Genomic DNA, 21,183 nt, shown 5'->3' with positions numbered 1-21,183 from the left:
CGATATCAACTCCTTATCACAAGAATGTGTTGGAACGAGGCGCGGATAATACGAGAGCCCCATGTCACAAGCCAATAAAATAATTATCGCCATGATGGCCGGCCTGTTGATTGGCTTTACCAGTGACTACACCAATCAACTGATTAATTACATAGGTCAGGGGTTTGTTATGTTGCTACAAATGACGGCCCTACCCTATATCGCGGTCTCTCTGGTCTTCGGTATTGGCTCGATGACCCGACAACAGGCAAAGCGCCTGGTAAAATATGGCACCGTTTGTTTTCTGATCCTGTTGCTAGTCGTCGTCGGGGTTATTTTACTGGCGCCAATCGCCTTTCCTGACTGGAATTCTGCGGCATTTTATTCCGCCAGCATAATTCGCGAAAAAGAAACCTACAATGTCCTCGATTACTTTTTACCTGCCAATCCTTTTCGTTCACTGGCAGCAGGCACCGTACCAGCGGTTGTAGTGTTTAGCATCTTTATTGGTATCGGTTTTATCTCGATTCATGACAAACGTCGTAGCCTTTACGTTTTTAAAGATATTCGCCAGGCACTAATCAAGGTAACCAATACGGTGATGAAACTGGCTCCCTATGGTGTTCTTGCCATCGCCTGGGATGCCAGTGCCAGCCTGGCCAGAGAAGAAATGGATGGTTTGCTGGTGTATTTTGTCACTACAGCGTCGATGGTGTTTTTACTAACCTTTGTTATTTTGCCGTTGATCGTCGCCATTTTTACCCCCCTGAGGTTTTCGCAGGTATTTCTGGCCTGTCGTTCAGCGCTGATCACCGGCTTTGCCACCGGCAGTATCTTTGTGGTGATCCCGGTTATCGCCGAGGACGTCAAAAAGCAATTAATCGCTCACGCCAAGCATCACAATTCCAGTACTCGCCTGCCGTCCATCATAGCGCCCATCTCATACAGCCTGCCGATGGGAGGTAAGCTTTTGGTGTTACTGTTCATTCTATTTGCAGCCTGGTTCAATGGCGAACAGATTGCCCTGTATGACTACCCTGAACTGGTTGTCGTAGGCGTATTACAGTTATTTGGCTCGCAAATGGTCGCGGTACCCAATATTCTCGACAGTTTTGCCATCTCTGCCTCCATGTTTGAGTTATACGTGGTCGCAGAACAATTACTGGTAAGTCGCCTGGCAGCATTGTTATCGGTGATGTTTATCACCGTTTGTGCGATGTTAATCCCGATGGTAATCATGCATAAAGTCAGGTTTTATCTGCGCCCATTTATCATCTTTATTATCGCCGTACCGCTATGTACGTCGTTAATTCTTGCCGGGCTTTCATTCACTTTTAACTCAATCAGTCACCAGTACCAGGGTTACGAAAAGTTTATTGACCGCGACCTGCTATTACCGGCAGCAAAATCCCAGGTTCTGAAAACACCACAACCTGATGACACACCGGATATTGATGCTATCGAAAATACCCTCGAGCGGATCACGGTACGGGGCAAGCTGCGCATGGGGTACTACGCTGATGCCCTGCCCTACGCGTTTCACAATAAAAATGGAGAACTGGTTGGTTTAGATATTGAAATTGGACACCTCCTGGCTCAGGAACTGGAGGTTGAAATCGAGTTTGTACGTATTCAACGCAATAACATTGAAACCTATTTGAATCAGGGCTATCTCGATATCGTCGCATCTTTGCCAGTGACCCCCGGCAATTTGATTAATCACAATTTAAGCAATCCACATATCAAAGAAACGCTGGCACTGTTGGTCAAAGACGAAGAGCGGAGCAAGTATGCAAACTGGACCCGAATTATTGAAGATAGTGGCATCGTGCTAGGTATGCCGGAAACCCATTATTATGAAAAAACCGTGCAAAAGAACATGCCGAAAAATACTGTCCATGAGTTATCGTCACCGAGACAGTTTTTTATCGACGACAGTCTTGATATCGACGCGATGATATATGGTGCCGCCGGGGCTTCTGCCTGGACGTTACTGTATCCAGATTACACCGTCGTCATTCCCGAACCGAGGTTGCCAGAAATTGGTATGGCATTTCCGTTGCAGCAACAGGATTATCAATTTGAGCAATTTCTTAATAACTGGATCGCGATGAAAAAGAACTCTAAAACCATTGATGCCCTGTTTACGTTTTGGATCGAAGGTAAGCAACCCGTCGGCTTTATTCGCTAATCGTTAATCTTCTTTGACCATTAAGGCGATATAATCACAGTCACAAGGGCCTTACTCCTGGTTACAATTTTCTGATTCACAATTGCTTCACAACTGGGTACAGTGAAATCAGTTAAATTAATGATGGAAAATTGAAATGCAAATTAAAGAATGGGTTGATGAATTATTCGAAATTTTTGACGTAAATAAGGACGGCCTGATTAACCGTAGTGAATTCGTAGAGCTGATTCATTGCTTGCTGCAGGACAAAGGGCTACGTATGTGTGAGAGCATCTTCAAAAAGTTTGACGCTAACCACGATAACGGCATTTCCAAGGAAGAGCTGACGGAAATGATCATAGACCTGGCACTTTAAATCGCCTGACGCTCAACAGATTCAAGGGGCTGCATCGCCCCTTGTTTATTACCACCCTATTTTACCTTATTCATAGTTTCGCGGACGATTGGTTTTAATCGTGGCAATATACGCATGCCAACTGGCGTAACTGAGAATCGGCATCAGAATAATAAAACCTATCGCAGAGGTGGCAAAACCAATCAACACCGCAAAAAGAATTAACGCCGCCCAGACAATCATCGCACCGATATTGCTTCGAACCGCATGATACGACGTTGCTACCGCAGTCATAATATCTACCCGACGTTCCATCATAATTTGTGGCGTAAATACCGAAAACGTAAATACCACCGCCAGTAATGCAGCCCCGGCCAACGATCCCAGGGTTAAAAATCCTATCATTTCTTCCAGGGTCGGATCTAACGTCGTCGGATAAAGGGCATGAATTAATGCCGCAATGCGCATCCAGGCAACCATCATCACCATCAATAATATCGCAAAGCCCCACTCGCCTACCGGGTTTCTGAACATGGATTTCAGGCTATGCCGAAACGTTGGCTTATGGCCTTTTTCCAGCTCCCAGGCCACATCATAAAGCCCGGTCGCAAAGATTGGCCCTATCAGCGCAAAAGCAACGGATGCCGGCAATATCACCAGATGCGTATCGGTCGCTAACACCAGAACAATTAATGCTGCCGGGATCAGGCTGAAGATAAGGCCGTAGACCAGGGAAATTAGTGGCGCACGAATAAAATCCTGTGCCGCCAGCGCAAGCCAGTGAAACGGTGCTGACTGACTGATGATATTGCAGTCAATAGCTTTGGCAAACTTGCGTTGAACAAAATAATCGTCGGGACGATCTTTGAGCGCATCGCTAAACTCGGATTGAGCTTGTTTATCTGCATCTTTCGCTTTTTTGGTATCGGCAGTATGGTCAACTGGCATAGAGCCTCCTACAAACTTTCTGTTATACGCAATCTTTTGCGGTAAAGTTTAGACCATATGCCTTTACTGTGCTCTTTGGCGGTCCTTAACGATGGTTTCAGCCGCACCAATGGTGTTATGTAAACTGGGTTTATCAATTGGATAAGCGATAAGATCCTGCGGTAGATGGGGGTTTAGCAGAAACTGGAAGTTTTCTACCTGCTGGTAGGCTGGATCCAACCAGGCCGATACCAGCCTTTCATTCTGCGGTAGTATTAACGGCATCGCCTTGGAATGAATATGACGCAGTTTGTCATGGGGCGGCAAGGTGATCACCGAACATGACAGGCGTAACTCTCCCGTATCTGGATGTAGCCATTGACGATACAACCCGGCAAAGGCAATAGCTTCGCCATCGACCGCTTCCATATCGTAATAATGAACCGGTTTTTTATTGATGAATTCAGTCTCGCCAAACCCTTTGGCCGGAATAATACAACGGCTCTGGCGAAATGGAATATAGCCCGCACTGCGCGGTACATCCAGTTTATCGTAACGAGTATTGAAGCTGGTATAGCGCGACGGTTTAAAACCATCTTCGGTTTTGTCCAGCAGTAACCACCAGGTTGCATCACTGATGACCCTCTGACCTTCGCTCTGACGAACAATGGAGATGGTATCTGTTGCTCGTTTAAAGCGCCCCCAGTTAATATTTTCTCTCATGTTTGGGTTGTGACTATCCACCCCCAGCCAGTTGATCAGTTCCATTACAAAAGGATCATCACTGATATTTAATCGTCCACACATCGCGACATTGCCTTGCATAAATAAAAAGATTGAATATACTGTACAAACATACAGGTGTTTATACCAATTCCACTAAGTGTTTTCCCACTCAGTGAGAATTTAAAGGATTTTAGACAAGGCTTTGATTGCAGAGAATGGTCACTCCATTATCACAATCAGCCAAAATCAGTAACGCAGGATAAACGCCTTTAAAACACACCCATAGGGAGTTTATCTTAAGGCCCATTTACCGCCCTAACTCTGAGTTGTGCAAAAATTTAATGGTATTGGTATTAATGAATAAGCTAATTAAAGATCTCCAACATCGCCATTTAGTGTGGCATGGCGGCGTAAAAACACCAGAGCCAGACCTGGAATCTTCAGGTTATTTTGAACTTGATCAACACCTTAACGGTGGCTTGGTAAAAGCTGGCGCTATCGAAATATTAACCGAAACCGGTATCGGTGAGCTACGACTATTATTGCCAACTCTGACCGCAGGCTCAGAACGATTACTGATCTTCATTAATCCTCCGGGAAATGTTAGTGCCGTCATGCTGGCCGCTCAGGGAATAGACTTACAAGACGTTATCGTTATCACGCCCGATAAAGAAAAAGATGCCTTGTGGTCGGCTGAAGAGTGTTTGAAGAGCGGTACCTGTGGTTCGGTATTACTCTGGTTAGATCAAGCCATTGAAATTCATCAGGTGAAACGCCTGCAACTGGCTGCTGAAAAAGGTGCCAGCCGGGTGTTTATGCTCAGGCACAAGCGCTATGAAACCTTATCGCTCCCCCTGGATTTGAGCATCTCCTTATGCGCCAGTCCCTCAGGCATTGATGCCCAAATCAATAAACGCAAACGCGGCTGGCCGTCAAAACGGTTTCATATTGATATGCGTCAGCACTGGCCAACATTAACCTTAGGGAAGATCCCCGATAACCTGGTGTACTTCCCGACCTCAAAAGTCAGTTAACCCAATGTTGTGGCTATACCTACACTTCCCTTGCCTGCAACTGGACAGCCTTTATCAAGCCGATGAACAATTGCCTGTCGCCATTGTTCATGGCCGTAATAGCGATGTACTACAGCTAAATCAACATGCTTTAAACGCCGGTATAAAAAAAGGCATGGGGCTAGGCTCCGCGGCGGCTTTATGTCATAACCTTCAGGTTATCGCATACGATGAAAAACAGGAAAAAAATAAGCTCAGCCAGATTGCTCAGTGGCTATACCTGGTTACCGCCGATATCAGTTTGTTGCCACCCAATGGCCTGCTATTACGAGTCAGTCATATGCTCAGCCTCTATCAGGGACTGGAAAACTATTGGCAGGTATTACAACAGCATTTAGATAAGCTGGCACTCACTTATCAGTTTTCATCGGGGTATTCACCCTATGCAGCGCGGTTGCTGGCTGTCAGCGGAACGAACCAGCTAACCGATGACCAACACCAGTTGCACCGCCTGTTAAACCCTTTGCCATTACAGGTAAGCGAGTTATCCCGCAAAGTCATTAATCACCTTAACCGCGTTGGAGTGCAGTCCATCGGTGAACTATTACGTTTGCCACTCAGTGATATTGCCAGGCGCTTTGATATTGAGCTGGTCACCTATATTGGGCGCCTGCAGGGGCAACTTAAACATCCGGTAGATTTTTATCATCCCCCGGAGCAGTTTAAACACTATCTGGAACTCATGTTTGAAATCTCTAACCTGGAGTATTTGCAAAAACCTTTGCTTAACGTTTTCCGCCTGCTTGAACAGTTTTTACAGTTTCGCGACAAGCGTTCGGGTCAGCTCAATATTGAATTACACCTTCGCGACGCCGACAGTGTGCACTTTCAGGTGCATAGCGCTGAGGGAGCCTACCGGGCAAAACAATGGCTGGAATTAAGTCAGTTAACGTTGGAATCTATCAAGGTCAGTGCCCCGGTAGTTGCCATTAGCGTCGAAGCCAAACAAATCCGCGCTAATGATTTTTCGATGATGGATATGTTCAGCAAGCATTGTGGCGCTATTTCTGCTAATGAGCTGGTATCACGTCTGCAGGCCAAACTCGGCAAAAACAAGGTACATGGTATTGAGCTGGTTAATGATCATCGTCCAGAATTGGCCAACGCCTGCTGTCCGCCGTTACAAAAGCCATCGCAAAAGAAAAGCCTGGTAAGCGGTCACTCGTCATTACGCCCAAGCTTTATTTTACCAAGGCCATTACCGGTAACAGAGAAAATAAACATTCAACACGGTCCCGAACGGATTGTTGCCGGTTGGTGGGATAAACACCCCGTGATCCGCGATTACTTTATTGCCAGAACTCCTAATGGTCAATGGTTATGGGTATATCGTACACCAGCTCAGCAATGGTTTGTGCATGGCCTGTTCAGCTGAACAATACCTGATACCCGGAGAGTGGAGATGAGTTACGCCGAATTATTCTGCCAGAGCAATTTTTCGTTTCTACAAGGGGCTTCCCACCCGGAAGAATTAATTCACCAGGCGGAGTTTTTAGGCTACCAGGCGCTGGCAATCACCGATGAATGTTCCCTGGCGGGTGTAGTTCGCGCCCATACCGCGATTAGAGAGCATCAACTAGGGGTGCGACTGCTCATTGGCAGCATGTTCCGTTTAGACCAACAACTTCAGGTTATTTTACTATGCCCAAACCGCCAGGCCTATGCAGAATTATGCCGGGTTATTTCTAATGCCAGACGGCGCAGTAATAAAGGTGAATACCAGTTAGCCGAATGGGATCTTATGTCTGTTAAACACTGCCTGGTGATTTGGCTGCCAACGGGAGAAACATCGGATCTCAGTTGCGGAAAGTGGCTTGCTAAGTACCACAGTCGACGCTTATGGCTCGGTTATCAACGTCATTTAAGCAGCGACGATGAAAAATTCAGGTCCCATTGCCAACAACTTTCTCAACAATTAGAACTACCGGTTACCGTTTGTGGTGGCGTGTTAATGCACAACGCCAATCGCCTGGCAGTGCAACATACGCTAACCTCGATACGCAACGGCACACCAATTCAGCAACTCGGTAAAGACTTGCTACCGAATGCTGAACGAGCCTTACGCAGCCTGGAAAAGCTCAAGCGTTTATTTCCCCTTGCCTGGCTACAGGAAACCCTGCGTATTAGTGAGCAATGCACCTTCAATCTACAAGAGCTTCGCTACGAATATCCAGCTGAGCTGGTACCTCAGGGCTTATCGGCAATGGACTATTTGCGTCAACTTGTTAAAGACGGCAGTAACCGGCGTTTTCCAGAAGGCGTTCCACAACCCATTCAGCAGGTTATCGACAAAGAGCTGACGCTTATCGAGGAGCTTAACTACCCATTCTATTTCATTACCATTCATGACATCGTACGGTTTGCTCAACAACAACAGATTCTCTATCAGGGCCGGGGCTCGGCCGCCAACTCAATCGTCTGCTACTGCCTGGAGATTACTTCCGTCGATCCCAGGCAAATATCCGTCTTGTTCGAACGCTTTATTTCTAAAGAGCGTAATGAGCCTCCGGATATTGATGTTGATTTTGAGCATCAGCGTCGTGAAGAAGTAATCCAATATATTTATCAAAAATATGGTCGCAAGCGTACCGCCATTGCCGCGACCGTTACCACGTATCGCTTAAAAAGTGCCATTCGCGAAGTCGGTAAAGCTCTGGGAATTGCCCTGCCACAACTGGAGTTTTTTATTAAAAACATCAACCGGCGCGATAAAAGCCTGAGCTGGCAAGGACAGATTATTGAATTAGGATTGCAGCCCGACTCAGATCAGGGTCGACACTTTATTCATCTGGTTAGCGAACTCATGGGCTTTCCAAGGCACTTGTCGCAACATGTCGGTGGATTTGTGATCTCGGCCGGACCTTTATATGAATTGGTGCCAGTCGAGAATGCCGCGATGGAAGATCGTACCGTGATCCAATGGGACAAAGACGATCTGGAATCTCTCGGGTTGTTAAAAGTCGATGTGTTGGCGCTTGGCATGCTTAGCGCCATTCGTAAATGTTTCACCTTGGTTGAAACTCTGCAACAACGAACGCTATCGATTGCCGATATCACCCGTATGCAGGATGATCAAAACGTTTACTCGATGATTCAAAAAGCCGACACCGTCGGTGTCTTTCAAATCGAATCGCGGGCGCAAATGAGCATGTTGCCCCGTTTAAAACCGGCCTGTTATTACGATTTGGTGATCCAGATAGCCATTGTTCGCCCGGGACCAATCCAGGGGGATATGGTGCATCCATTCCTTAAACGCAGAAACGGGATAGAGAAAATTGACTATCCGTCAGATGAAGTCAAAGCAGTGCTTGAACGCACCTTAGGTGTGCCTATATTCCAGGAGCAAGTGATTAAACTGGCCATGGTAGCCGCCGGTTTTAGCGGCGGTGAAGCCGATCAACTGCGGCGGGCGATGGCGAGCTGGAAAAAGAATGGCCAGTTAGCCAGGTTTAAAGATAAGTTAATTACCGGCATGCAGCAGCGAGGTTATCCAACCGAATTTGCCGAACGATTATTCGAACAAATCTGCGGCTTCGGTGAATACGGCTTTCCGGAGAGCCACTCTGCATCCTTTGCAGTGCTGGCCTATGTCTCTGCCTGGTTAAAGTATTATTATCCGGCGATGTTTTATACCAGCATACTCAATAGCTTGCCAATGGGGTTTTACAGTGCCTCACAACTGATTCAGGATGCCAGACGTCACAATATTCAGGTGTTACCGGTCTGTGTGAATCATTCAGACTATGATCATAGCGTTGTCCGTCACGATGATGATTACGCCATTCGTTTGGGGATGCGCATCGTTAAAGGCTTATCTGTCAATGCCTGTGATAGTATTTTGGACAACCGACCTGAGCATGGTTATCAGCATTTAAGTCAGTTACAACAACTGGCGATTAACGCCGGGGACTTACAAAAACTGGCAAGTGCCAATGCCCTGCACGTCATTACCGGCAATCGCTACCAAAGCCGTTGGGCACTGATGAATAAAGAAAGCGACCTGCCGTTATTTAAGCATCATAGCATTAATGAACCGCACCTCTTTTCGCCCTCGGATATCGAAACCCTGAATGAAGATTATGCGGCAACCGGATTAACCCTTAATACACACCCAATCCGCTTATTGGAACAGGCTGGTCATTTATCGGGTTTCATCCGTATGAATCAATTAATGAGTAAACCTCATAAATCCCTGGTAACCGTCGTCGGTATTGTAACCGGCCGACAATCGCCAGGAACAGCGTCCGGTGTCACCTTTGTGACCTTAGAAGATGACACCGGGAATATTAATGTTATTGTCTGGGCAGGCACCGCCAGAGCGCAAAAGCAGGCTTTTCTGTCATCACGAATCTTAGAAGTAAAAGGTATACTGGAACGAGAGGGTGAAGTGATCCATGTTGTTGCCGGCAAATTAACTGACCGCAGCGACCAACTGGAACAACTGAATAACCAGTCCCGGGATTTTCATTAGCATCAACGAGACGTATCAACTATGCGACAGTCCAAACGGAAAAATCGACCATACCAGATCAAAAAAAACGGTATAAAAGATGAATATATTGATCGCCAGGTGCTGGCGATACATCGAGCCATTGCCGAAAAAATGTTGCGCCAGCCAGAACTGGTTGCGCAAGTGAGACAAACGATCCTAAAACGACAGGAGCAGGGCCGAATTCGTTATGGTGAATATATCACCTGGGACAGCATCTTAGATATCATCGACTACCCAGATGACTTTCGCAACGCCATGCTCGAAGACTCCCCTAAAATGCACCGCATGCGCCGCAAAACACCATTCGTAAATATCCTTACCGAAAAAGAACGCCAAAAAGCCTTGATGGACAACGCCACAGGTATCCTAAGCAGCCTCGAAAACATCTACTAATTTCACCCTTAAAAAATACAAATAAAATACAAATAAGACACCCACCTCAACTCTCAATAAATCACTCGACTTACCCTACACAAACCAAGAAAGAAACAAGACACCCACTGATGAATCAAGTAATTTCGATTGAAATCGACTTAAGTACCATGCAAATGCGGCGCTAGAATAAAGGTTTTGAAGAATTTACTAAACAGTACGTGGGAAGCCATTAAGCCTGAAAATAAGCTTTAAAAGTAAATGATTGATGAAGGTTGTTTATTTAAATAAAGTTTTGCAGTTTAGTACGTTAGGACGGCGTTTTCTTTTTTGATATAAGCAAAAAAGATCCAATGATGTACATTTTCCTACGCCGCCTTTGAAATGATGTTCGAACTTCGAAGTTAAAATCAGCCAGTTGGACGAAGAAATTTTTATCCTTTCCAGAATTCCTGGCAAACGGTTTTCTATGTATCCGGAGGCATTGTCCCTTATTGCCCTGCCGGTTAAATCAACCAGTTCTACATACTCGAACAAGTTAAAGGTTAAACCTTTGGAATCGTTAATTTTCGATTCTCCTGCAAAGGGCATTAAGCCATCCGTTTGTTTTCCTTGAATCAGATCTCCTATGCGTTTCTTAATGCTCGTATAGGGTGAGGATTCAGGTTTTTCGGCTATACCGGCTCTAATAGGGTTCAAATCGACATAAGCCATACAGGCAATCAGCGCAGCTTCATCCAAAAGAGGCTGACTGGTAAACCGTCCTTCCCAAAACCTCCCGGTGCATTGATCCTCAGCATTCGCCATTCTCGCTATCGGCTCATTGAGTAATCTCATAAACCAGCTTATATCCATTAACCGTTTTCGATATACGGCAACGGTACTCTTAAACGTCGGTAATAAATAATCCGGCACGCGACCATGCTGCTCAAATTCTTGTGTGACGAAAGTACCTCGACAAAGTTTATGCCAACTTTTTATTACCTCGGTATCAGAAATTGCCTTAGCGGTCTCTTCATTAACATGAAGCACGACGTGACAGTGGTTACTCATCACGGCATACGCGCATACATCAATACAAAATACCTGGGATAGAAAAAGTAATCGCTCTTCAATCCAACCTCGCCGATGTTCGTAACATCTAACACCTTCGCTGTCTTTACCACACAAATATGCTCGACGAACACAGCGACTTACGCAATGATAATAAGGGGTTGCCTCTAAACAAATTTGCTTGCTTCTCGGGGTTGGCATCATTCCTCTCCATGGAATCTCTCGAAATTCCCTTAGCTTAGTAAAACCTGAAAATTGCGCCAGCCGAACCTGAGTAACTTAGCGATATAAAAAACAGCAATTATTTATGGGTGTCTTAATAACGCCATTCTTTTGGGAGTAAACCTTAATGAAGAGTACTTTTGTGGGTGTCTAGATAGTGGGTGATCCTCAGACACAATTGGACTTAAAAGCAATTAGGTAAGTCTCAGAAAGCAAAAAAACAGCCGTTAAGCTGGTTTTTATAGATATGGTGCCCACGACTACATGGAAGTAAGAGGTAGAGCAATGCAGGAGCAATTGCCGAGAGGCGGCTCCGCTGATGGGCCCAGAAAGCAAAAAACCAGCCATAAGGCTGGTTTTTAAAGATATGGTGCCCAGAGGCGGAATCGAACCACCGACACGGGGATTTTCAATCCCCTGCTCTACCGACTGAGCTATCTGGGCAACTACCCAACAACTGTGCGTTGCTGAATGAGGCCGTATAATAAAGGGTGTTTACCGGCATAGCAACCCCTTTTTCTTCAATTCCATCTAACCGACCAATAAATACACAACTCAACGAGATTTCATCGGATATAACTAAATTTAAAGTTCAAAATCATCGAAATCATTGCTCGAAACCTTACTGTCCAACAGGTCGCTGGCTGGCGTATCCAGCAATGAAGCTTGCTCTGGTTGGCGGGATGTCGCTTCTGCGACAACTTTCTTGGGTTGATTGCGGCGTTTTTCTCGTTGCTGGCAAAGCTTTATTACTCGTTGTTTCTCTGCATTCGTAAAATTAAGCCAGCCAAAACGTTCATCGCGTGTACGAAAACACCCTTGGCAATATCCGCGATCGTCCGACTTACAAACCCCTTTACAAGGGCTTGGAATATCGAAAAATTCCAACTGTAAGTCTTTCATAATAAATTGCTGAATGAGTTATAAGTGACTTTTTAACTATAACATGGAATTTTCAGAGATAACGAGACTTAACTCGGTTAACACAGTTTGATTGAGTATGGACTTTATCGGAGACGAAAATCAATCAATTGCTATTCAGCATTCAGCCATTTCAAACACTGAGTCTACTGTGACAATTAGGGATGCGCATTCAACATCAATTGCTGTGTAACTATGGTATTCCTCTCGACCAAATAAAAAAGCCCGCAGTTAGCGGGCTCAGTATCAAGGGATAGGTTAACCTAGCTTATCGGTAGCCACATGATAATTCGGATCTTCGATATAATTCACTTCAACTAAACCTTCGGCCTTGGTCAGAAGTAACTTACACTCGGAGCTTAAATGACGCAGGTGTAAGGTTTTGCCTTTCGCCATGTAACGTTCCGCTAGTGTATCAATCGCCTCAATAGCCGAGTGATCGGCAACCCTGGAGTTTTTAAATTCAACAATGACATCATCCGAATCATTGTTGATATCAAACTGGTCTAAAAATGACGATGTAGCACCAAAAAACAATGGGCCATTCACCTCATATACTGTCCAGCCATTATCATCAACAGAGCGGTTTACAATCACATGTTTGGCATGCTCCCAGGCAAATACCAACGCTGATACTATAACACCAACAACCACAGCAACGGCCAAGTCAGATATAACGGTCACTCCAGATACCAGAACGAGCACAAAGGCATCACTTTTGGGAATCTTGCGCATAATACGAAACGAAGACCACTCGAAGGTGCCGATTACCACAATGAACATCACGCCCACTAATGCCGCTAGTGGGATCATTTCAATCAGGTCGGAAGCAAAAAGAATAAAACCAAGTAAGGCCACTGCTGCCGTGATACCTGACATGCGGCCACGACCACCGGAATTAACATTAATCATCGACTGGCCAATCATGGCACAACCGCCCATGCCACCAAAGAAACCATTTACCGTATTAGCCGCCCCTTGAGCAACACATTCGCGATTACCATGGCCACGGGTTTCGGTTAGCTCATCTATTAAAGTTAATGTCAGCAATGATTCAATAAGACCTATTGCAGCCAGTACCAGCGCGAAAGGAAAAATAATTTTCAGCGTCTCTAAATTAAATGGTACTTCAGGGATAGCGAAACTTGGCAGAGACCCGGCAATAGTTGCGTTTGGATCATTTGTCATATCGCGAACGTAATCAACAACCGTGCGAGCATCCAAATCAAGACCAAGCACAATAAAGGTTACCACGACGATAGCAACTAACGAAGATGGTACAGCTCTGGTTAATTTCGGCAGAAACTGAATGATTGCCATAGTTAATGCGACCAGACCCAACATGGTATAGAGAGCATCGCCACTCATCCACTGCAACTGCCCATTTTCATCAAAAACCTTAAATTGCCCGAGCTGAGCAAGGAATATAACAATCGCCAGACCATTAACAAATCCCAACATAACGGGGTGCGGTACCAGGCGAATAAACTTACCGAGTTTAAATACGCCGGCAAGAATTTGCAGAATACCGGTTAACACCACCGTAGCAAAAAGGTATTGAACGCCATGGAGTGCAACCAAAGACACCATTACTACGGCCATAGCGCCTGTCGCCCCCGAGATCATTCCCGGACGGCCACCAAACGCAGCGGTTATCAAACCCACCATAAATGCTGCGTATAGGCCAACCAAAGGCTCTACACCAGCGACGAATGCAAAGGCTACCGCCTCTGGTACTAATGCCAAAGCAACCGTAAGACCTGACAAAACGTCATTCTTCAAGCTGGTCACTTTGCTCGCGTGTAATTCAAACATAACAAACTCATTTTGCCTGGAGACTGATTCAGGCATTAAAAATAGCGTCTCAATTGCATCCATTGCCGCCAATGGTAATGAACTTTAAGACGATAATTTGACAATAACTATAGTCGTTTATAGTACTTAATCGTTGCAGAGTGCATAACTCTGCGAATTTGAGGGCTTTCAATATTCAACCAATTTTAGATTAATCACTGTTGAAAAGCCGCGGCGAAATATACCGGTTGTGGCGATTTTTTGCAATCCAAGCAGCCAATTAATCTCAATAAATCAAGGAAGTTGTTGACTGTTTTAGCTGTTGAACGCCGCCATATGGCAAGTTAATTTGCCATTAACATAAGTACCAAAAAATAAATTAGCGCCCACCGCAGGACTGAAAAGAGTCTTAGTTAGAAAAACCTTACATAAACCAATAAGGTTACAGAAAAACTACGGTGGGTGTCTTGATAAATCCTTCTTGAGCAAAATTACGATGGGTGTCTTAACAACTATGAAGTACAAGCGAGATGCTTGGCGGCTTGCATTAGTTTCGTGAGCGTCAATGGAATGTCTGGATAAGCGCGGAAGTCGCGAATACATATAGCGTTTATGCCAGGCTGGTGTATCTGGGTTCATTAAAAACGCTAATGCGGGGCGTATTATTTGAATTTTCGGGCAAGCTAAAGTTAAGTTGCGGCCAATGCAAGCAGGCGCTGGCTGCTGGAATTTGCTTATGACCTAACTAAGGCCGACCTTGAGCTTCGGCCTTTTGCACTTTAATTTTTGAGCTACTTCAGGTAGGGGGTCAACATTCCGGTGATGGCCTTGATGTGATCGTCCCGGTCATTTAGCGCCGCAATGTATCGAAATTTACTACCTCCAGCTGCCTTGAAAACCTCTCGGCTTTCCACCTCAAGTTCTTCCAGGGTTTCCAGGCAATCGACACTAAAGGCCGGACTGATTACCGCCACATCCTTTATTCCCTGACCGGGTAATTCGGCCAGAAGATCATCGGTATATGGCTTCAGCCATTCGGCTTTACCAAAGCGAGACTGGAACGTCATCTGATACTGATGCTTTTCAAGGCCAAGTTTTTCCGCAACCAGGCGCGCAGTCTTATGACAAAAACAATAATACGGATCGCCGCGGTCGAAAAACAGCCTGGGCATACCATGAAATGACATGACTAACTTGTCCGGGGTGCCCTGCTCAGCAAAATTCTCGCCGATACTGTTCGCTAATGCATCTATATAATCCGGATTATCATGATACGAGCTGAGAAAATGCAGCGAAGGTACATAGCGCCACTGTTTGACTTCGCTAACAACTTTATCAAATGTTGAACCCGTGGTTGGCCCCGCGTACTGCGGGTAAAGGGGCAACACAATAATACGTTTTACCCCAAGTTGCTGAAAGTTTTTAAGCGCAGCAACTATGCCGGGGTTTCCATATCGCATGGCAATATCGACGGCGACATTTTCACCAAACTGCTGCTTTATCGTGGCCGCAACTTTCTCTTTTTGCGCCAGGGAATGAACCAACAGCGGCGATCCCTGCTCAGTCCATATACTCTTGTACAATTTCGCCGATTTTGCCGGGCGGACTCGCAGGATGATTCCGTGTAGGATCAACATCCAAACCAGGCGTGGGATCTCGACCACCCGGGGATCGGACAGAAACTCTCTAAGATAAGCTCTTAAAGCTGGTTTAGTGGGAGCATCGGGCGTGCCCAGATTAGTTAACAGCACACCTGTTTCAATCTGAACATTGTGCAGCTTTTTTCCCGCTGAAACAAAACGCGACATAACTTGCTCTTATTTTCCTGTTCTACCCGGTGTTAAAGTTGTTTTTTAATGGCTGTCAGTAGTTCGTCCGACTGAGGCTCAACCTTTGATGAAAATCGTTGTACGCTCTGGCCATCACTGCTTACCAGGTATTTATAAAAATTCCAGTAGGGCGCGGCCGTTTTCTGTTCCAGCTCCTGGAATATCGGATGGGCATCATCACCACGCACTTCGGTTGTCGCAAACATCGGGAAGGTTACCCCATAATTGACAAAACAAACTTTGGCGGTGTCTTTTTCATCGTCTTCTTCCTGAAAAAAATTGTCCGATGGAAAACCAAGTATTACCAGTCCCTGATCCTTGTAGTCCTGATACAAGGCTTCCAACGCTTTAAACTGCGGTGTGAATCCACAGTTACTGGCCGTATTCACAATCAGTAACGTCTTACCCTGATATGCCTCACATAAATCTATTTCCTCACTGGAATGCAGCTTACGGACTTTATGTTGCAAAATTGCCGGACATACACTGTCCTTATCTGCCACCGCAGCGGTGGTTGCATCGTTCGCGCGTGCACTGACAGAAGGTACGGTCATGGCCAGTGACGTTAACGCCAAAAATAATCCATATTTCAACATAATCGCTCTCTTTTTCCTGTTTTTACAATGCCTTTGGCATTGTTAATCAAACCTGGCTATTCTACGATGCTGTCGATGATCAGGTTCATTTGTTGTTGACCATCAACCTCTATCTCAGCTAATTCACCTTTGTAATCACCCGGATTCATCCCTGGCGTTCCCTGCATCGACAATACCGCATAAATGGTGACTTGCTCCGCACTGCTTAACTGCATCTGTGGATTCATTGCCTTGCTGTCATCAAGTACTAGCGTCATGGGTAAATCGCTGGCCTTAATCTTTACTGCTGCCAATGGGATTCGAGGCCCCTGACTATTCACCGCATAAACAAAGATATTCTTATCTTCTTCGCTCGCCATTGCTGCCAGCACGTCATCACTTAACGAAACATTAAGGGTAAATGAAGGGCCACTTACATTGTCCCCCCCCGGAGATGCTGCCATTGCATCGCTATTAGCCGCCATATCCGCATTGGCTTTTGCCTCATCAATCGCTTCCTGAAGTGCATCGGTATTAACGCCGGCCCGACCTGAGTCAATGATTTTCTGCCAGGTCTCGGCAGCCAGGTTAAAACGACTGTTGACGTAGTGGTCCATACCGATAAACATCAGGGTCGACGCATCCTCAGGGTCGAGCGCCTGGGCCTTACTGATCAGGTCATCAATGTCGGCGTTGCGTTGCTGATTATTCTGATAATATTTAACCTGCGCCTGTAAGGCCAGGATATCCGCTTGCTCGCCTTCTACATCAATGACCTTCTGGTAAGCAATAAAAGCACTTTCATACTGACCTACGGTTGTTAGCAGTTGCCCAAGCTGAAACCAGGCATCGCCATTTTCTGGATTTACCTTAACTTCTTCGTGTAAGGTTTTTAAGCGACTGATTATCATGTCGGCCTGAGAACCAGCACCATGATCGGCAACCGCCACTGGATTCATCGCCTGCTGCCAGGCACCAAACTGATAATAGCCGAGACCGGAAAAGCCGATAACAAACACACTGATCAGAATCGGCCATAGTTTTGACGTTTGTTTGTCACGGCTACGCTGTTCTTTTTCTGTCGCCTGCATATCCGCCAATAGGCTACGATCCAGCTCGGACTTGAGATATTCAAAACTTTCCTGGTCGATTCGGCCTTTTTCTAAATCCAATTGAATTTCGGCCAGATGTTCATGATATAAATCTTTATTGGTTTGCCCGCGAAAGTCCTGGGTGCGAACCGTCAATGAGCGACGCAAAAAATGTCGCCAGACAATCACCAGGGCGAGCACCAACAATACTAGGGTGGCAATTACAAACGTGGTCATATAACTTATTGTTTTCCTGAAAGTCGTTACAAACTATTATTCGTTTAAAATGTCATCGAGCTGACGTTGCTGCTCTGCAGTTAAAGGTTGTGTTTTGGTATTGGATTTACGCACGAAAATGGCGATGATAATGCCGCCAATAATAATAAAGCCGATAGGTCCAAACCAGAGTAAATAGGTAGCTGCCGTTACCTTGGGCTTATACAGCACATAGTCACCGTAGCGCTCAACCATAAAGTTGACGATTTCCATGTCTGAGCGACCTTCGAGTAGCATGTCATAGACTTGTTTACGCAAGTCGACGGCGATCATCGAATTTGAATCCGCGAGGTTTTGATTCTGACACTTAGGACAGCGCAGTTCGTAAACTAACTGTTGAAAGCGTTTCTTGGTCACTTCATCTGGAAACTGATAGGTATCGATGGGTCCGGCATTAACCAAAGCACTTGTCAATAGCGCCAGCAATAACGTAGTTACTTGTTTGATAACCGGTTTTATTATCTGCAACGTCATCAGCTTAGCCTCGGGTATTGTTGGATGAATCCTGCACTTCCTGTTGCAATTGCAACAGCAGTGGTTCAAATTGTTGCTGCCAAACCGCTTCATCAAGAATGCCGGCAAACCGCTTGCGAATACGGTTATTGTGATCGACCACGAAGGTTTCCGGCGCTCCGTACACACCTAAATCCATCCCCAGTTTACCGTCTACATCAAACATGGTGAACTGAAACGGGTTGTTATACTGCTCCAGCCACTGCAAAGCATCATCCCGGGCATCTTTATAATTAACCCCATAAAGGGCAAAGCGTTTATCCCTGGCGATTTTTAATAAAAACGGATGCTCATATTTACAGCCCGGGCACCAGGTAGCCCAGACATTTACCAGCTTGATGCCGTCAGCAAAATCGTCTTTTGATAAGGTTTTATTCTCATCCTGAAGTTCCGTTAATTGAAATTCCGGGAACGCTTTTCCTTCCAGGGCCGATGGCATGGCAGTGGGATCCAGCGATAATCCACGAAACAGCAAAATGGCTAACAGCACAAATAAGATTAGCGGTAGAAATCGAATCACCTTACTCATAAATCTAGTCCTTTGTTATTATTCACCGGCCCGTGACATTGCCGGCGTTTGGCCTTTATTGGTTATCGGCGCCGCCAGGTTGTCATCAGAATCTGCTGATTCACCTGATTCAAGCTGACTTACCGCTTTTTGTTTGTGTTGGCGATAGCGTTTATCCGCCATCGCAAATAATCCGCCGATCCCCATAAAAATAGCCCCTAACCATATCCAGCGAACGAATGGCTTATAATGGACCCGAACCGCCCAGGCGTTCTCCGGTAATGGGTCTCCAAGCGCGACATATAAGTCACGGAATAAACCCGGGTCAATTCCCGCTTCCGTCATACCCATCGTCTGTACCCGGTACGTCCGTCGTTCCGGTTGCAGCAAGGCGACAAAATCACCGTCCTGTCGCACTTCAATTTGCCCCTGTTCAGCAGAATAATTAGGTCCTTCAACCGCCTTCACACCATTAAACGTGAACTGATAACCCGCCACATCGGCGCTGGTACCTGCACTCATGCGAATATTATGTTCCTGCTCATAATTGGAAACCAGGGTGACACCGACAATGGCAACACCTACGCCAATATGGGCGACAGCCATCCCTAAATGACTCAGGCTGATACGTTTAAACTGCCAATTGCCATGACCAAGATAGATTTGGTTGTATAAATCCCGGCCTGCGACTAATGCGACCCAGATGGCCAGGGTCATGCCAAAGGCGACCATGAGATTAAACTCACCACTGTATAACCATGGGAATGCCAGTCCCAGCACAAGCGCAATGATTGAGAGCTTGCTCACCTGCTTTTGTAAATCGCCCTGTTTCGCTTTCTTCCAGCGAATCAACGGCCCTAAGCCCATGGCGATAAATAACGGCGTGGTGACGATGATAAATACCAGGTTGAAATATGGAGGACCCACTGAGATCTTCCCTAATCCAAGTGCATCAAACAGCAGTGGATATAAGGTGCCCATCAGCACGGTCAAACAGGCAATCACCAACAACACATTACAAACCAGTAACGCGGTTTCACGGGAAAACAAACTAAAGCGAGAGAAACTGCCCACTTTAGAGGCCCTGAACGCATATAAGGTCAGTGAGCCCATCACCGCAATCGCCAATAACAGTAGGATGAACAGACCGCGGGTTGGATCGGATGCAAATGAGTGCACTGATGTAATAACCCCAGAGCGCACCAGGAAAGTGCCAAGTAAACTCAGGCTAAAGGTAAAGATAGCCAGTAATACCGTCCAGTTACGAAATGCGCCACGCTTTTCGGTTACCGCTAATGAATGCAATAGTGCAGTACCGACCAACCAGGGCATAAACGACGCATTCTCTACCGGATCCCAGAACCACCAGCCGCCCCAGCCAAGTTCGTAATACGCCCACCAACTTCCCAAAGCAATACCGACGGTTAAAAAGATCCACGCGGCTAGCGTCCACGGTCGCGACCAACGAGCCCAGGCGGCGTCCATCTTGCCACACATTAATGCTGCCACAGCAAAAGCGAATGCTACTGAAAAACCGACATAACCCATGTACAGCATAGGCGGATGAATGATCAACCCGACATCCTGTAGCAATGGATTCAAATCTCGCCCTTCTAACGGCGGGGTCGGTAATATTCTGTCGAACGGATTGGATGTAAATAAGGTAAACGCCAGGAAGCCAACGGTTATCATACCCATGATAGCCAGGACCCGGGACACAAATGCCTGGTCGATATGACGACTAAAAGTTGCGACCGCCATCGTCCAGGCCGTCAGCACGAAGACCCAAAGTAGTAAGGAGCCTTCATGCCCGCCCCACACCGCACTAATTTTAAAATAATACGGTAATTGGGAATTGGAGTGGGAAGCAACGTAAGCGACAGAGAAATCATCGACCACAAAACTGTATCCGAGCATTACCATGGCAATCGCTAGGAACACGAACATTCCAGCACTTAGCGGCCTGGCCAGAGTAATCAATCGTTGATTTTGCAAACTAACACCGATCAAAGGGATAACGCTAAGAGATATGGCCAACGCAAGTGCCACAAAGAGAGAAAAGTGTCCTAATTCAGGGATCATTGATTACTCCAGAATTCAGCAAGATTTGCTTGCAAAACGATGTCAGCATCCCGGCACAACTAAAACCCTACTGGTCGGTCCCGAGGAATATTGCAGGTATTATACCCAGTGCTGAGGTTAAAACTAGGTTTTCGCGTTAAAACCCATCATATTAACTTGCCGGCGGTAAAAATATGTCAACGTAATTTGCCGTCTGATTTATTTGACCTGATTTGTGAGCAATGT

17 protein-coding genes and 1 tRNA gene are annotated in these 21,183 nt (G+C 46.0%); 6 read left to right on the top strand and 12 right to left on the bottom strand.

All coding sequences use genetic code 11. The annotated features are described in order from the left end of the window. Positions 1-61: 61 nt before the first annotated feature. Positions 62-2,170: a cation:dicarboxylate symporter family transporter gene (locus E8M12_RS01825; protein WP_136734357.1), complete on the top strand. Its 2,109-nt coding sequence runs from the start codon at positions 62-64 to the stop codon at positions 2,168-2,170. A gap of 136 nt (positions 2,171-2,306) precedes the next feature. Next, positions 2,307-2,525 (top strand): EF-hand domain-containing protein, encoded by a 219-nt coding sequence (locus E8M12_RS01820; RefSeq protein WP_136734356.1) that lies wholly within the window; start codon positions 2,307-2,309, stop codon positions 2,523-2,525. Positions 2,526-2,591: 66 nt separating this feature from the next. Here E8M12_RS01820 and E8M12_RS01815 read toward each other — a convergent pair whose 3' ends face one another. Next, positions 2,592-3,452: a DUF2189 domain-containing protein gene (locus tag E8M12_RS01815; RefSeq protein ID WP_136734355.1), complete on the bottom strand. Its 861-nt coding sequence runs from the start codon at positions 3,450-3,452 to the stop codon at positions 2,592-2,594. A gap of 63 nt (positions 3,453-3,515) precedes the next feature. Next, the gene (locus E8M12_RS01810; protein WP_136734354.1) at positions 3,516-4,256 is read right to left on the bottom strand and encodes an SOS response-associated peptidase; all 741 of its coding nucleotides are present in this window, start codon (positions 4,254-4,256) and stop codon (positions 3,516-3,518) included. Positions 4,257-4,513: 257 nt separating this feature from the next. On the opposite strand from E8M12_RS01810, the gene imuA reads away from it, so the two are divergent. From imuA to E8M12_RS01790, 4 genes are read left to right on the top strand one after another with little or no spacing between them, the layout of a single operon-like run. Beyond that, positions 4,514-5,191, top strand: a complete 678-nt coding sequence (gene imuA / locus E8M12_RS01805) for a translesion DNA synthesis-associated protein ImuA (RefSeq protein WP_169303007.1) — start codon at positions 4,514-4,516, stop codon at positions 5,189-5,191. A gap of 4 nt (positions 5,192-5,195) precedes the next feature. Next, on the top strand, positions 5,196-6,605 hold the full coding sequence (locus tag E8M12_RS01800; protein WP_136734352.1) for a Y-family DNA polymerase: 1,410 nt from the start codon (positions 5,196-5,198) through the stop codon (positions 6,603-6,605). A 27-nt stretch (positions 6,606-6,632) separates the two neighbouring features. After that, positions 6,633-9,701, top strand: a complete 3,069-nt coding sequence (locus tag E8M12_RS01795; protein WP_136734351.1) for an error-prone DNA polymerase — start codon at positions 6,633-6,635, stop codon at positions 9,699-9,701. A gap of 21 nt (positions 9,702-9,722) precedes the next feature. Then, on the top strand, positions 9,723-10,115 hold the full coding sequence (locus E8M12_RS01790; RefSeq protein WP_136734350.1) for a hypothetical protein: 393 nt from the start codon (positions 9,723-9,725) through the stop codon (positions 10,113-10,115). Positions 10,116-10,373: 258 nt separating this feature from the next. On the opposite strand, the gene E8M12_RS01785 is transcribed toward E8M12_RS01790, so the two are convergent. From E8M12_RS01785 to E8M12_RS01740, 10 genes are all read right to left on the bottom strand, one after another. Continuing rightward, positions 10,374-11,348 (bottom strand): transposase, encoded by a 975-nt coding sequence (locus tag E8M12_RS01785; RefSeq protein ID WP_136734378.1) that lies wholly within the window; start codon positions 11,346-11,348, stop codon positions 10,374-10,376. 389 nt (positions 11,349-11,737) lie between these two features. Then, positions 11,738-11,813 (bottom strand) — tRNA-Phe (locus tag E8M12_RS01780). A 141-nt stretch (positions 11,814-11,954) separates the two neighbouring features. Next, entirely contained in the window at positions 11,955-12,272 is a 318-nt protein-coding gene (locus E8M12_RS01775; protein ID WP_136734349.1) for a DUF1289 domain-containing protein, read from the bottom strand. Positions 12,273-12,548: 276 nt separating this feature from the next. After that, positions 12,549-14,105 (bottom strand): SulP family inorganic anion transporter, encoded by a 1,557-nt coding sequence (locus tag E8M12_RS01770; RefSeq protein WP_136734348.1) that lies wholly within the window; start codon positions 14,103-14,105, stop codon positions 12,549-12,551. Between the two features lie 770 nt (positions 14,106-14,875). Continuing rightward, the gene (gene hemH, locus E8M12_RS01765; protein WP_136734347.1) at positions 14,876-15,892 is read right to left on the bottom strand and encodes a ferrochelatase; all 1,017 of its coding nucleotides are present in this window, start codon (positions 15,890-15,892) and stop codon (positions 14,876-14,878) included. A gap of 32 nt (positions 15,893-15,924) precedes the next feature. After that, on the bottom strand, positions 15,925-16,509 hold the full coding sequence (locus tag E8M12_RS01760; RefSeq protein WP_136734346.1) for a glutathione peroxidase: 585 nt from the start codon (positions 16,507-16,509) through the stop codon (positions 15,925-15,927). A 56-nt stretch (positions 16,510-16,565) separates the two neighbouring features. Next, entirely contained in the window at positions 16,566-17,816 is a 1,251-nt protein-coding gene (gene ccmI, locus E8M12_RS01755; protein WP_136734345.1) for a c-type cytochrome biogenesis protein CcmI, read from the bottom strand. A gap of 36 nt (positions 17,817-17,852) precedes the next feature. After that, complete coding sequence (locus tag E8M12_RS01750; protein WP_211244963.1) at positions 17,853-18,329, bottom strand: cytochrome c-type biogenesis protein; 477 nt, start codon at positions 18,327-18,329, stop codon at positions 17,853-17,855. A 4-nt stretch (positions 18,330-18,333) separates the two neighbouring features. Then, on the bottom strand, positions 18,334-18,897 hold the full coding sequence (locus E8M12_RS01745; protein ID WP_136734344.1) for a DsbE family thiol:disulfide interchange protein: 564 nt from the start codon (positions 18,895-18,897) through the stop codon (positions 18,334-18,336). A gap of 18 nt (positions 18,898-18,915) precedes the next feature. After that, entirely contained in the window at positions 18,916-20,958 is a 2,043-nt protein-coding gene (locus E8M12_RS01740; RefSeq protein WP_136734343.1) for a heme lyase CcmF/NrfE family subunit, read from the bottom strand. Positions 20,959-21,183: the final 225 nt, after the last annotated feature.

Source organism: Thalassotalea mangrovi (assembly GCF_005116735.1).
Lineage (GTDB): Bacteria > Pseudomonadota > Gammaproteobacteria > Enterobacterales > Alteromonadaceae > Thalassotalea_A > Thalassotalea_A mangrovi.
This window is presented reverse-complemented; position numbering and strand designations above follow the sequence as displayed.

What these genes read in the sequence shown, in the direction of transcription:
- E8M12_RS01825 (WP_136734357.1), top strand. Translation starts at nt 62, where the DNA reads ATGTCACAAGCCAATAAAATAATTATCGCCATGATGGCCGGCCTGTTG.
- E8M12_RS01820 (WP_136734356.1), top strand. Translation starts at nt 2,307, where the DNA reads ATGCAAATTAAAGAATGGGTTGATGAATTATTCGAAATTTTTGACGTA.
- E8M12_RS01815 (WP_136734355.1), bottom strand. Translation starts at nt 3,452, where the DNA reads ATGCCAGTTGACCATACTGCCGATACCAAAAAAGCGAAAGATGCAGAT.
- E8M12_RS01810 (WP_136734354.1), bottom strand. Translation starts at nt 4,256, where the DNA reads ATGCAAGGCAATGTCGCGATGTGTGGACGATTAAATATCAGTGATGAT.
- imuA (WP_169303007.1), top strand. Translation starts at nt 4,514, where the DNA reads ATGAATAAGCTAATTAAAGATCTCCAACATCGCCATTTAGTGTGGCAT.
- E8M12_RS01800 (WP_136734352.1), top strand. Translation starts at nt 5,196, where the DNA reads ATGTTGTGGCTATACCTACACTTCCCTTGCCTGCAACTGGACAGCCTT.
- E8M12_RS01795 (WP_136734351.1), top strand. Translation starts at nt 6,633, where the DNA reads ATGAGTTACGCCGAATTATTCTGCCAGAGCAATTTTTCGTTTCTACAA.
- E8M12_RS01790 (WP_136734350.1), top strand. Translation starts at nt 9,723, where the DNA reads ATGCGACAGTCCAAACGGAAAAATCGACCATACCAGATCAAAAAAAAC.
- E8M12_RS01785 (WP_136734378.1), bottom strand. Translation starts at nt 11,348, where the DNA reads ATGCCAACCCCGAGAAGCAAGCAAATTTGTTTAGAGGCAACCCCTTAT.
- E8M12_RS01775 (WP_136734349.1), bottom strand. Translation starts at nt 12,272, where the DNA reads ATGAAAGACTTACAGTTGGAATTTTTCGATATTCCAAGCCCTTGTAAA.
- E8M12_RS01770 (WP_136734348.1), bottom strand. Translation starts at nt 14,105, where the DNA reads ATGTTTGAATTACACGCGAGCAAAGTGACCAGCTTGAAGAATGACGTT.
- hemH (WP_136734347.1), bottom strand. Translation starts at nt 15,892, where the DNA reads ATGTCGCGTTTTGTTTCAGCGGGAAAAAAGCTGCACAATGTTCAGATT.
- E8M12_RS01760 (WP_136734346.1), bottom strand. Translation starts at nt 16,509, where the DNA reads ATGTTGAAATATGGATTATTTTTGGCGTTAACGTCACTGGCCATGACC.
- ccmI (WP_136734345.1), bottom strand. Translation starts at nt 17,816, where the DNA reads ATGACCACGTTTGTAATTGCCACCCTAGTATTGTTGGTGCTCGCCCTG.
- E8M12_RS01750 (WP_211244963.1), bottom strand. Translation starts at nt 18,329, where the DNA reads ATGACGTTGCAGATAATAAAACCGGTTATCAAACAAGTAACTACGTTA.
- E8M12_RS01745 (WP_136734344.1), bottom strand. Translation starts at nt 18,897, where the DNA reads ATGAGTAAGGTGATTCGATTTCTACCGCTAATCTTATTTGTGCTGTTA.
- E8M12_RS01740 (WP_136734343.1), bottom strand. Translation starts at nt 20,958, where the DNA reads ATGATCCCTGAATTAGGACACTTTTCTCTCTTTGTGGCACTTGCGTTG.